The following is a 13143-nucleotide window of genomic DNA, read 5'->3' as shown; positions in this document are numbered from 1 at the left end:
GGCCCATGCTCAGAGGGCGGCGGTGACGCGGTCGAGTGCGGGAGGGACGATCGTGTCCTTGGACTGGAGGTAGGTGCGGAAGGCGTCGTAGTCGCGGGAGCCGCGTACCGGGTCGGTGAAGGCGGCCAGGGCGTCGAAGCCGTCGGCTCCGATCAGGGTGTACGCGAGGGCGGCCACCCGGTAGGTCCGCCCGGTGTCCAGCGGCGCGCCGTCGACCAGCACGTCGGCGGGGTCGACCCGGTCGCCGACCGGCCGTGAGGCGTCATAGGAGTACCGGACGCCGGCTGAGACGGCCAGCGGGCTGAAGCGCACCGTGCCGTCGGGCTGCGTCTGCCACTGCTGCTCCAGGGCCTGCTCCAGCTGCTGCCCGGTGAGGGAGGCGGTGATCACGGGATTCGCGTAGCCGTACGCGGCCCAGGCCTCCCCGAACAGGACGGTGCCGTCGCCGTCGGCCGGGTCGGCGCCCTTGGCGAAGCGCAGATCGCCGCGCAGGCTGTTGGAGCCCTTCAGCGGCGCCGTGGCCACCAGCGCGAGGTCGACGGGGCCGCCGGCCGTCCGTACGGCGTCGGCGTACTGCGCGTCGGCGATGAGGTTGCCCAGCGAGCTCTCGCCGTCGGCGGCGCGGGCGCGGGTGATGTCACCGCTGATCCTGCCGACCGGGCGGGCGGCCGTCCGGGCGGCGCGGGTCTTCCAGTAGTCGACGAGCCGGGTCATCGCGGGATCGGGGGTGACGTCCCGGGTGACCGGGTGGTTCACCGTGGTGGTGGCGGAGCGGAGGACGTCACCGGTGCGCGGGTCGATCTTGAGGTTCATCTCGTTGATCAGGCGCCCGTGGTTGGCCGCCTCCACCACCGGCCGGGGGTTGCCCGCCGGGTCGGGGACCACGCAGTCGTTGAACAGCGCGTGCCAGTGGCCGGTGATGATCGCGTCGATGTCGGGGGAGGCCTGCTCGGCGAAGTCGAAGACCGGTCCCGAGGGGGTGCCGCATCGGTCGTAGACGTCCCCGGCCGTCCCGCCCTCGTGCACGTTGGCCACGATCGCCTCGACGCCGCGGCGCTTCAGCTCGGCCGCGTACCTGTTCGCGGTCTCCACCAGCGGCAGGTTGTCCAGGTCCGGCTGGTAGGACGTCGAACCGGTGACCGTGGTGGGGGTGGTCAGGTTGATGAACCCGATCCGGACGTTCCTGCCGCCCGTGACCTTCACCTGCTTGATGACGTACGGCTGGAAGATCGGTTTCGTGGAGCCCTTGCGGGTGATGTTCGCGGAGGAGATCGTGTAGTCCGCTCCCCGGAATCTGCGGCCGGTGGAGTCGGTGAAGCAGCTGTCCACGTCGATCTCGCCGAAACAGCGGCCCTTGTCCATGTGGTCGCGCAGGAACTCCAGAGACCGGTCGAGCTCGTGGTTGCCCACCGCGGCGAACTCCACGCCGATCGCGTTGAGGAACTCGATCGTCGGCTCGTCCTGGTGGTAGGCCACCTCGGTGGGCCAGCCGCTGAAGTCGTCGCCGGTGGTGAACGTGATCGAGTTCTTGTGACCCTGCCTCAGGTTCTTCAGGTGCGTGGCGATGTACGGGGCGCCGCCCACCACGATGCTGTTGCCCTGGGCGTCCTTCACCGTGCCGTTCGCGGCGTCGTTCTGCGGGGTGAGGTACCCGTGCAAGTCGGTGATGGACAGCAGTTGCACGTCCACGGGCGCCTCGGCGGCCTGGGCGACGCCGGTCTGCAGGGTCGTGACGGCCGAAACGGCCAGGACGGCGGACAGGACGGGGGACAACATCGTCCAGCGCCGGAAGCTGCTCTGTTGCATGGCGGGATTCGATCACCGTGGGGTGACGGCCCGCGGGCCATTGATCGCCGCGCAAGTGAAGATCGGGATAAAGCGGACAGAAGGGCGGTGGGTCCCGTAGCACGGGACCCACGCGGCTACTTCGTCAGAGGAGCAAGGTTGGGGTCGTCGGCGTACGCCTCGGCGGCGTTCTCCTTGGTGACGATCTGCGGCTCCAGGAGGTAGGCCGGGACGACCTTCACGCCGTTGTTGTACGACTTGGTGTCGTTGATCTGCGGGTCCTTGCCGGCCTGCAGATCCTTGACCATCTGGATGGTCTGCTTGACGAGGTTGCGGGTGTCCTTGTTGATCGTGGAGTACTGCTCGCCGGCCACGATCGACTTGACCGACTCAACCTCGGAGTCCTGGCCGGTGACCACCGGCACCGGCTTGCCGGCGCCCTTGACCGAGGTCAGGATGGCGCGGGCCAGCGTGTCGTTGGGGGAGAGCACGCCGTCCAGGGTCTTGCTGGTGTAGGTGGAGGTGAGCAGTGAGTCCATCCGCCGCTGGGCGTTCTCGGCCTTCCAGCCGTCCGTGGCGGTCTGCTTGATGTCGGTCTGGCCCGAGCCGACCACCACGTCACCCTTGTCGATCGCCGGCTTCAGCACGCTCATCGCGCCGTCGAAGAAGACCGCCGAGTTGTTGTCGTCGGGGGAGCCGGAGAACAGCTCGATGGTGTACGGGCCCTCCGGCTTCTTCTCCTTCATGCCGTCCAGCAGGGCCTGGCCCTGGAGCTGGCCGACCTTGTAGTTGTCGTACGCGACGTAGTAGTCGACGCCCTCGGTGTTCTTGATGAGCCGGTCGTAGGCGATGACGACCGCGCCGGCGGCCTTGGCGGCCTCCACCTGGGTGCTCAGCTGCGCGGCGTCGGTCGCGCCGATGACGATCACCTTGGCGCCCTTGGTGACCATCGCCTGGATCTGCGACTGCTGGTCGGCGACGGTGGTGGAGGAGCCGGCGTACTGCACGTCGGACTGGAAGCCGGCTTCCTTCAGGCCGTTGGTGAACAGGTCGCCGGCCAGGACCCAGTTCTCCGACGTCTTCGCCGGCAGCGCGACGCCGATCACCGAGTTGGCCGGGAAGCCCTTCGCGGCCTCCGCCGAGGCGCCGTCGGCGCCGGCGTCCTGTGAACGCTGGGAGCAGGCGGTGAGCGTCAGCAGCGCGACGGCTGCGGCTGCCACACCCCTGACCAGGATATTGCGCATTTTTCAGCTGCCCTTCTTGGAAATATGACGAGGTGGAGGCTTACCGCGTAGGGGGCCGGCCGGCCGTCAGCCGGCCACCGGACTCTTGCCGCGTTCCTGGCCCGGCTCGGCGGGAGAGGCCGGGCCGGTCGGGGTGTCACGGCGGAAGGGGCGCATCAGCGAGTCGATGACGGAGAAACGCCCCTGCTTCTTGTTGTAGACGTCGAACGCGACGGCCAGCAGCAGGACCAGGCCCTTGATGATCTGCACCCGGTCGGACCCCACGCCCAGCAGTTGCAGGCCGTTGTTGAGCACGGCCATGACCAGGCCGCCCACGATGGAGCCGCTGATCGTGCCGAGGCCGCCGGAGACGGCCGCGCCGCCGATGAAGACGGCGGCGATCGCGTCGAGCTCCCAGCCGATGCCGTCCTGCGGGCCGGAGGCGGCCGAGCGGGCGACGAAGATCATGCCGGCCAGGGCCGCCAGGACCGACATGTTCATCATGACCATGAAGTTGACGCGCTTCAGCTTGACGCCGGACAGCTCGGCGGCCCGGGCGTTGCCGCCGACGGCGTAGATGTGCCGGCCGCCCGCGGTGTTGCGGGTGATGAACGAGTAGATCACGACCAGGACGCCGAGGATGATGCCGGAGACCGGGAAGCTCGTGCCGATCCGTCCGCCGGCGAACTGCAGGGTCGCGAACACCACCACGGCGAGCGGGAAGGCCACCCGGATCACCGAGATCCACATCGGGGCGGCGTCGGCCCCCATCTCCCGCCGGGTGCGGCGGCCCCGCCACTCCCGGACGACCACCGCCACGCAGACCACCAGGCCGAGCAGGAGCGTCAGGTTGTTGTAACCGGTGTCGGGGCCGACCTCCGGCAGGAAGCCGGAGCCGATGACCCGGAACCCCTCGGGAACGGGGATGGTGTTGGCGTTGCCGATGAACTGGTTGCCGCCCCGGAAGAGCATCATGCCGGCCAGCGTGACGATGAACGCCGGCACGCCGACGTACGCGACCCAGAACCCTTGCCAGGCGCCGATGACGGCGCCGACCGCCAGGCCGATCAGGACGGCGAGGAACCATGGCACCGCGTAGTCCTGCATGACCTTGGCGACCACGATGCCGACGAACGCGGCGATCGAGCCGACGGACAGGTCGATGTGCCCGGCGACGATGACCATCAGCATCCCGATGGCCAGCAGCAGGATGTAGGAGTACTGGCTCACCAGGGAGATGAGGTTGCCCGGGTTCAGCGTGAGGCCGTTGGTCAGGATCTCGAACAGCAGGACGATCGCCACCAGCGTGAAGATCATCCCGAACTGCCGGGCGTTGGAGGTGTTGCCTCCGAACAGGGACTTCTGGAGTTCTTTCACGCGGCTCATGATCGCTGTGCTTTCTTCACTGAGGTCATCTGTTTCAGCAGGAGTTCCGGGTCGGCGTCCCGGCGGGGGATGTCGCCGGTGATGGTGCCTTCGAAGACCGTGTAGATCCGGTCGCACAGGCCGATCAGCTCGGGCAGCTCCGACGAGATGACGATGACGCCTTTGCCCTGGTCGGCCAGGCGCTGGATGATGCCGTAGATCTCGTACTTGGCGCCCACGTCGATGCCCCGGGTGGGCTCGTCGAGGATCAGCAGGTCGGGATCGGTGAACATCCACTTGGCCAGCACGACCTTCTGCTGGTTGCCACCGGAGAGCGTGGTGACCGGCTCGTCGACGGTGGGCGCCTTGACGCGCAGGCTCGTCCGGTAGTCCTCGGCCGCCCGGTGCTCGCGTACGTGGTCGATCACGCCGTGGCTGGTGATCTTGGACAGTTTGGCGGACACCACCGAGGTCTTGATGTCGTCGAGCAGGTTCAGGCCGATCGACTTGCGGTCCTCGCTGACGTACGCCAGGCCGTGCTCGATGGCGTCCGACACGGACTTGATCACGATCTCCCGGCCGTCCTTGAAGATCTGCCCGGAGGCGTAGACGCCGTACGAGCGGCCGAAGATGCTCATCGCCAGCTCGGTGCGCCCGGCGCCCATCAGGCCGGCGAACCCGACGATCTCGCCCCTGCGCACGGTGAAGCTCGCGTTCTTGGCCACCAGGCGGTCGCTCGCCACCGGATGCCGGACCGTCCAGTCGCGTACCTCGAAGAAGACCTCGCCGATGTCCGGGGTGTGGTCGGGGAAGCGGCTGTGCAGCTCGCGGCCGACCATGCCGCGCACGATCCGGTCCTCGTCGACACCGTCGGCCTTGACGTCGAGGGTCTCGATCGTGTGGCCGTCGCGCAGGATGGTGATCGCGTCGGCGATCTCGGCGATCTCGTTGAGCTTGTGGGAGATGATGATCGAGGTGATGCCCCGCTGCTTGAAGTCGCGCATCAGCTCCAGCAGGTGCTGGGAGTCCGTCTCGTTCAGCGCGGCGGTGGGCTCGTCGAGGATGAGCAGCCGCACGTTCTTGGCGAACGCCTTGGCGATCTCCACCAGCTGCTGCTTGCCCACGCCGATGTCCTTGATCAGCGTGTCGGGGTCCTCTTCCAGGCCGACCAGGGCCATCAGCTCCAGCGCCCGGCGGTTGGCGGTCTTCCAGTCGATCACGCCGCCGCGGCGCGGCTCGTTGCCGAGGAAGATGTTCTCGGTGATGGACAGGCCGGGCACCAGGGCGAGCTCCTGGTGGATGATCACGATGCCGGCGTTCTCGCTGGCCCGGATGTCGGAGAACCGGCTCTCCGTGCCCTGGTAGAGGATCTGGCCGGTGTAGCTGCCGTAAGGGTGGACCCCGCTGAGCACCTTCATCAGCGTGGACTTGCCGGCGCCGTTCTCCCCGGCGATCGCGTGGATCTCGCCCTGCCGGACCACCAGGTTGACGTCGGAGAGCGCCTTGACCCCGGGGAACTCCTTGGTGATCGCACGCATCTCCAGCAGGACGGGTGCGTCGCGCATGACGTCTTCCCCCTAGATCGTCGTGACATCGTTGTCATCGGGCAGCGGGTAGAGACTGCTCCGACGTGACGAGTGTGTCAACTGATGTGGCCATTTCGTAACGCATCCCGACGTTGAAGCTGGTATTTCCCGATCGGCCGCACGCCCCGATCGGCGCCGTGCCGCCGGCCTTCGGGGGGAACCATACTCGCGCTGTGGCCGCTACTGTGACAACGTTGTCTCGATGAATCCCTAGGGAGTCCCGTGTCCGATTTCGCCCTCGCCCTCGACATCGGGGGCACCAAGGTCGCCGCCGGTCTGATCGCCCCCGACGGAACCGTCGCCGACCGCCGCGTGCGGCCCACGGCCGCCTCCCCTGACCCCGAGACGGTCTGGCGGCCGGTGGCCGAACTGGTCTCGGAGCTGCGCGCGGTCGCCGGCCCGGCGCGGGTGATCGGCGTCGGCGTCGGCTCGGCCGGCCCGATCCACCTGCCCGACGGCTCCATCAGTCCGGTCAACATCCCGGCCTGGCGCCGCTTCCCCCTGCTGGAGCGTCTGGCCGAGCTCGTCCCAGGGGTGCCGGTACGGCTCGCCGGCGACGGCAGCTGCGCCGCGGCGGGGGAGCACTGGCGCGGTGCCGGGCAGGGCGCGGACGATTTGCTGGCCATCGTCGTCTCCACCGGTGTCGGGGGCGGATTGATCCAGGGCGGTCGCCTGGTCGCCGGCCCGACCGGGAACGCCGGCCACATCGGCCACGTGGTCGTCGACCTCGACGGCGTTCCCTGCCCTTGCGGTGGGCGCGGTTGCGTGGAGGCGATGAGCAGCGGGCCGAGCATGGTGGAGTGGGCGTTGAAGGAGGGGTGGCGGGCGCCCGTGCCGGCGCCGACCGGGGTGGAGCTGGCGGCCGCGGCCCGGGAGGGCGACCCGTACGCGAGCCAGGCGTTCCGGCGGGCCGGCCACGCCCTCGCGGCGGGCATCGTCTCCACGGCGGCGATCGGCGACCTGTCGCGGGTGGTGATCGGCGGCGGTGTGGCGGCCGCGCACGACCTGCTCTTCCCGCCGCTGCGGGCGGCCATCACCGAGCACGCGCGGCTGGGCTTCCTGCAGGGGCTGACGGTCACGACGGCCGCTCTCGGCGGCGCGGCCGGCCTGGTCGGGGCCGCGGCGCTGGTGCTCGTCCCGGAGGCGTACGTCGGCCGCGGCGTCGCCTCCCTCGCCTGAGGCCCCGCCCGGGCGAACGGAGCGTTTCGGCGAGGTTACGCGATGAGGCTTGACAACGTTGTCTGAGGTGGACAGGCTAGCGGCGATCTTCAGCCGGATGTGCCCTTCCGTGACGGCCGGCCATCCCGGCGAGTCCGGCGCGACATCCCGCTCCGTCGCGGCCGGCGTTCACCCCGACGTTCGACGCACTCGACGTTCGTCGAGTCGAAAGGCCCTTCGTGATGCCATCTCCCTCCTTCGCCCGCCGGCTGTCCCTCCGGCGGTTAGCCGCGGCAGCGGCGCTGTCGCTGCCGATGTGGGTGCTCGTCCCCGCACAGGGAGCGAGCGCCGCGGCGCCGCCCGGCGACTTCGCCTCGTCCATCGAGTCCTCCGATCCTCAACCCGCGCAGAGCACCGTCGAGGTCGGTGCCGACGGCAAGCCGGTCCAGTCGAACCTGAGCGGATCGAGCTCCACCGAGCTGCCCGGCAGCCTGCTCGGCCAGATCGGCGCGGTGACCGCGAGCGCGGAGAACCCGCCGGGCGAGAGCGCGGCGAACCTCAAGGACGCCGACCCGTCGACCAAGTGGCTGACGTTCGACCGGACCGGCTGGGTGACGTACCGGCTGGTCAAGCCCGCGGTGGTGGTGAAGTATGCGCTGACCTCCGCGAACGACGCGCCGGGCCGTGACCCCAGGGACTTCACCCTGCAGGGCTCGAACGACGGCAGCACGTGGACCGACCTGGACAGGCACACGGGTGTGAGCTTCAGCGGCCGGTTCGCCGGCAACACCTACGCCTTCGGCAACACGACCGCCTACGGCTACTACCGGCTGAACATCACCGCCAACTCCGGTGACTCGCTCGTCCAGCTCGCCGACTGGAACATCAGCGACGGCTCGGACGTCACGCCGCCCGTCACCCCGATGGTCAGCGTCGCCGGCGCCGGCCCGGTCAACGGCCCCACCATGAAGCCGGGGGCCGGCTTCACCGGAGTCGCCTCGCTGCGCTACTCGGGCGGCGCCAAGGCCGACGGCCGTTCGTACGCGACCAACAAGCTGTTCGACGTCGACATCCCGGTCGGGCCCAAGACGCGGCTGTCGTACACGATCTTCCCCGAGTTCACCGGCGGGGACGACCGGTACCCGTCCACCTACGCCGCCGTCGACCTGCACTTCACCGACGGCAGTTACCTGAGCGAGCTGTCCCCGCGCGACCAGCACGGCTACCCGCTGACGGCCGCCGGGCAGGGCGCCGCGAAGGTGCTCTACGCCGACCAGTGGAACGCGGTGCGGTCCGACATCGGGACGGTCGCGAACGGCAAGACGATCGATCGCGTCCTGCTCGCCTACGACAATCCCGGGGCGACCGCGTCGACCCGGTTCCAGGGCTGGCTGGACGACCTCGCCCTGACAGCCGCCCCGGCGCCGATCGACGGGTCCAGCCTCACCAACTACGTCGACACCCGGCGCGGGACCAACGCGACGGGCGGGTTCTCCCGCGGCAACACCCTGCCGATCACGGCGATGCCGAACGGCTTCAACTTCCTCACGCCGACCACCAACGCCGCGTCCGACACCTGGCTGTACGACTACCAGCGGGCCAACAACGCGGACAACCTGCCCACCCTGCAGGGACTCGCGATCTCGCACGAGCCCAGCCCGTGGATGGGCGACCGCAACCAGATGTCCGTCATGCCGGTGCCGGGCGGCGGGCCGCTCACCGGGCCGCTCACCGGGCCGCTCACCGGGCCGCCCAGCGGCCGGGCGGCCGCCTTCAGCCACGACGACGAGACCGCGCGGCCGGACCTCTACCGGGTCACGCTGCGCAACGGCCTGGTCGCGCAGATGTCGCCCACCGACCACGGCGGGATCATGCAGTTCACGTTCCCGTCCGGGCAGGCCGCCGGAAGCCTCGTCTTCCACAACGGCACGTTCACCATCGGCACCGACGGCACGTTCACCGGCTGGGTCGACAACGGAACCGGCCTGTCGGCCGGGCGCAGCCGGATGTTCGTCTCCGGCGCCTTCGACCGGGCGCCGTCGGCGGCCTCCGCCACGTCCGCCACCTTCGACGTCTCCGCCGAGCGGCAGGTGACGCTGCGCATCGCGACGTCGTTCCTCTCCGTCGAGCAGGCACACCGGAACCTCGGCCTGGAGGTCTCCGGCAGAGGCTTCGAGCAGATCCGCGCCGCGGCCGCCGCGGCATGGAACGAGCGGCTCGGCCGGGTCGAGGTGCGGGGCGCGACCGAGACGCAGCTGGTGACCCTGTACTCGAACCTGTACCGGCTGAACCTGTATCCGAACTCCCAGTCGGAGAACACCGGCACCGCCGCCGAGCCGCGCTGGCGGTACGCGAGCCCGGTGTCGGCGCCCACCGGCACGTCGACGGCCACGCAGACCGGCGCGAAGATCGTCGATGGGCAGATCTACGTCAACAACGGGTTCTGGGACACCTACCGCACGGTGTGGCCCGCGTACGCGCTGCTCTACCCGGACGTCGCGGCGAAGATCGCCGACGGGTTCGTCCAGCAGTACCGGGACGGCGGGTGGATCGCCCGCTGGTCGTCACCCGGCTACGCCGACCTGATGACCGGCACCAGCGCGAACGTCTCCCTGGCGCAGGCCTACCTCACCGGCGTCGAGCTGCCCGACCCGCTCGCCGCGTACGACGCGGCGGTCAAGGACGCGACCGTCGCCTCCGGGCGCAGCGAGGTCGGCCGCAAGGGCATCGAGTCCTCGCTGTTCCTCGGCTACACGCCGACCTCCACCGGCGAGTCGGTGTCGTGGGCGCTGGAAGGCTTCATCAACGACTACGGCATCGGCAACATGGCCGCGGGCCTGGCCGAGGACCGGGACACCCCGAAGTCGCAGCGCCGTCGGCTCAAGGAGGAGTCGGAGTACTTCCTGCAGCGAGCCCGCAACTACGTCAATCTCTTCGACCAGAACGGGAAGTTCTTCCGGGGACGCGACGCCGGCGGCAACTTCCTCGCCGGCGACCCGCTGGACTGGGGTGGCGTCTACACCGAGACCAACGGCTGGAACTTCGCGTTCACCGCGCAGCAGGACGGCCAGGGCCTGGCCAACCTGTACGGCGGGCGGCAGGCCCTGAAGCAGAAGCTCGACGAGTTCTTCAGCACCCCGGAGAACGCCGACCGGTTCGGCGGGTACGGCACCCTGATCCACGAGATGCTGGAAGCCCGCGCGGTGCGCATGGGCCAGCTCGGCATGAGCAACCAGCCGTCCCACCACATCCCGTACATGTACGACTACGCCGGCGCGCCCGCCAGGACGCAGGCGATCGTCCGGGAGATCCTGCAGCGTCTCTACGCGGGCGGTGAGATCGGCCAGGGCTACCTGGGCGACGAGGACAACGGCGAGATGTCGTCGTGGTACGTCCTCAGCTCGCTCGGCATCTACCCGCTGCAGGCGGGCTCCTCCCAGTGGGCCATCGGCTCCCCGCAGTTCGCCCAGATGACCGTCCACCGCGAGAGCGGCGACATCGTCGTCGACGCGAGGGACAACAGCACGGAGAACGTCTACGTGCAGAGCGTGAAGGTCAACGGGAAGCAGCAGCGCGGAGTGTCCCTCGACGCTTCCGCGCTCGCCCGCGGCGGCAGGATCGACTTCCAGATGGGCCCGCGGCCGTCGTCCTGGGGGACCGGCAAGAACGACGCGCCACCGTCGCTGACCAAGGGCGACGCGGCGCCCAAGCCGTTCCAGGACACCACGGGGCCCGGACTCGGCACCGCGACCGCGAGCGACGGGCAGGACGCGTCGAAGCTGTTCGACGACTCGTCGATCACCCAGCTGACCTTCGCCTCCGGCACTCCGCAGATCGGCTGGGCGTTCCGGAGCGGTCGGCAGACGCCGGCCTACTACACGCTCACCTCGGGGGCGAGCGCCGGTGATCCGGCGGACTGGCGGCTGGAGGGCTCCAACGACGGGGTCACCTGGGCCACCGTCGACTCCCGCAAGGGGGAGGAGTTCCGGTGGCGCAACGAGACCCGGCCGTTCAGGATCGGCGATCCGGGACGGTACGCGCGCTTCCGCCTGGTCGTGACCAAGACCGCCGGCGCGGCGCAGGCCAACCTCGCCGAGATCGAGCTGCTCGCCGGCGGCGACGTCCAGCTCGGCGGCGGCGCCATCACGGTCACCGGCGCGAGCGGCGTGCGGGCGAGCACCGGCGTCGCGGTGTCGGTGCCGCTGGCCACGGTCACCGGGGGCGCCGCGAGCGGCTACCAGGCCTCCATCGACTGGGGTGACGGCTCACCGGCCACCGCGGGCACCCTGACGCTGAGCTCGCGCAGCGTGTACAGCGTGCGCGGCTCGCACACCTATGCCAAGCCCGGTCACCACCAGGCGAGCGTCACGGTGACCGACGGCACCGGCCAGGGCTCGGCCACGGTCGGCGTGGACGTGGCGTACGTGCCGGACTCCGGCCTCACCGCGGCGTTCGACACCGTCTGCGTCGGCGACGAGGGTGTCCTCGCGGCGGACTGCGACGCCAAGTCGTGGGCGTACTCGCGGGCCGCTCTCGCGGCGGCGGGTGTGACGCAGGGCAGCCGGCACGAGGTGCCAGGAACGGCGCTGCACTTCACCCTGCCGGCGGTCCCCGCCGGCCAGCCCGACAACGCGACCGGCAACGGCAGGACGATCGAGCTCGACCTGCCGGACGACGCGAAGAACGTCTCGTTCGTCGGCGCCGGCACGCAGGGCGGCCAGAGCACGACCGGCACGGCGACGTTCAGCGACGGCAGCACCGCCGCCATCCCGATCCAGCTGAGCGACTGGACGCTGGGCGGCAACGCGGGCGGCACGCCGGCGTACGGCAACATCGTCGTCGCCAAGGCCGCGTACCGGCTGCACGGCACGAGCCGCGACAGCGCACAGCCGTTCCTGTTCGCCACCGCGCCGTACCGGATCCCGGACGGCAAGACGCTCGTCTCGGTCACCCTGCCCGCGCAGACCGGCGACCCCGCGTCGGCGGGCAGGATCCACGTGTTCGCGGTCGCCGACGACGGCACCCCCGCCGCCGCGCTGGCGATCAGCGGTCTTGAGGACCAGAAGGCCGCTCCGGGGGAGCTGCTCTCGACCGGTCTCGGTTCCGTGACCGGTGGCGCCGCCGGGCCGGAGGGTTACCACGCCCGCGTCCAGTGGGGTGACGGCACGGTTCCCGACGACGTCACCGTCGACGCGTCGGGTGCGATGACCGGACGGCACACCTACGCGCAGGACGGCGCGTACACGGTGCGGGTCACCGCGTGGGACACGCTGGCGAGCACCACCGGCACGTTCACCGTGACGGTGGCGCGGGCCGGGGCGCGGCCGTCGATCTCGGTGTCCGCCTCCGCCGCCGCCGGAGACCCGGTCACCGTCGAGGGCAGCGGGTTCGCCGCCGGCGAGCAGGTGACGGTCAAGCTGGGCACCAGCCCGGCGCGGAGCCTGACCGTGGAGGCCTCGCCCACGGGGACGCTACGCACGTCGGTCGAGACGTCCGGCCGGCCCGGCCGGTACTCCGTCACCGCCGCCGGCACGTCCTCGCGGACGCCGGCGACGGCGACCGTCCAGGTGACCGAGGAGCCGCAGGCGCGGACGTACCGTCCGCAGGCGCTGCTGTCGGCGACCTCGGGACCGCGCGGCACGGCGATCGTCGTCGACGGCTCCGGATTCGCGCCCAAGGAAGCGGTCACCATCGGCTTCGGTGACGGCCTGTCCTCCATCATCGTGCACGCGAACGGCGACGGCGTCATCTCGGGCGCGACCCTCAGCGTCCCGGGTACGGCGAGACCCGGCCCGGCCGGCGTCACGCTGACCGGCGCCGCATCGAGGACGGAGGTCGAGGCCCCCTTCGAGGTCACCTCGAACTGACCTGAGCCGGCGAGCCGCCGGCGATCACGACCTCGATCGCCGGCGGCTCCTTGCGTACACCCGGAGATCCTGAGCAGGCAGGTGGTCGCGGTCGGTCCGTCAGGCGCCACTGGACGAGCCCGTCGACATGGGAAAGCCGGGTTGGTGGCCCGAGTCGTG

General features: G+C 70.3%; 6 protein-coding genes. 2 read left to right on the top strand and 4 right to left on the bottom strand.

What is annotated here, in order from left to right:
• Positions 1-9 precede the first annotated feature (9 nt).
• The 4 genes from E1286_RS13795 to mmsA all read right to left on the bottom strand — a co-directional run bounded on the left by E1286_RS13795 (position 10) and on the right by mmsA (position 5938).
• Positions 10-1806, bottom strand: coding sequence for a bifunctional metallophosphatase/5'-nucleotidase (locus tag E1286_RS13795; protein ID WP_132612387.1), 1797 nt, complete (start codon positions 1804-1806; stop codon positions 10-12).
• A gap of 116 nt (positions 1807-1922) precedes the next feature.
• Positions 1923-3005 (bottom strand): substrate-binding domain-containing protein, encoded by a 1083-nt coding sequence (locus E1286_RS13790; protein ID WP_246074833.1) that lies wholly within the window; start codon positions 3003-3005, stop codon positions 1923-1925.
• 90 nt (positions 3006-3095) lie between these two features.
• Positions 3096-4385 carry a multiple monosaccharide ABC transporter permease gene (gene mmsB / locus E1286_RS13785; RefSeq protein ID WP_223189930.1) on the bottom strand — a complete coding sequence of 430 codons (1290 nt, stop codon included), beginning with the start codon at positions 4383-4385 and terminating at the stop codon, positions 3096-3098.
• Between the two features lie 5 nt (positions 4386-4390).
• Positions 4391-5938, bottom strand: coding sequence for a multiple monosaccharide ABC transporter ATP-binding protein (mmsA, locus tag E1286_RS13780; RefSeq protein ID WP_132612381.1), 1548 nt, complete (start codon positions 5936-5938; stop codon positions 4391-4393).
• Between the two features lie 243 nt (positions 5939-6181).
• Here mmsA and E1286_RS13775 point away from each other — a divergent pair, with 243 nt between their 5' ends.
• Both E1286_RS13775 and E1286_RS13770 read left to right on the top strand, forming a co-directional pair.
• Positions 6182-7138: an ROK family protein gene (locus E1286_RS13775; protein WP_132612379.1), complete on the top strand. Its 957-nt coding sequence runs from the start codon at positions 6182-6184 to the stop codon at positions 7136-7138.
• A 221-nt stretch (positions 7139-7359) separates the two neighbouring features.
• Entirely contained in the window at positions 7360-12984 is a 5625-nt protein-coding gene (locus E1286_RS13770) for a GH92 family glycosyl hydrolase (RefSeq protein ID WP_132612377.1), read from the top strand.
• The last annotated feature ends 159 nt before the right edge of the window (positions 12985-13143 follow it).

The sequence above is a fragment of the Nonomuraea terrae genome (genome assembly GCF_004348995.1).
GTDB classification, from domain to species: Bacteria; Actinomycetota; Actinomycetes; order Streptosporangiales; family Streptosporangiaceae; genus Nonomuraea; species Nonomuraea terrae.
The sequence above is the reverse complement of the archived record's forward strand: the minus strand, read 5'-3'. Positions and strand labels throughout refer to the sequence as shown.

Coding starts and splice junctions, on each gene's coding strand:
- mmsA (WP_132612381.1), bottom strand. CDS start 5,938: ATGCGCGACGCACCCGTCCTGCTGGAGATGCGTGCGATCACCAAGGAG.
- E1286_RS13795 (WP_132612387.1), bottom strand. CDS start 1,806: ATGCAACAGAGCAGCTTCCGGCGCTGGACGATGTTGTCCCCCGTCCTG.
- E1286_RS13770 (WP_132612377.1), top strand. CDS start 7,360: ATGCCATCTCCCTCCTTCGCCCGCCGGCTGTCCCTCCGGCGGTTAGCC.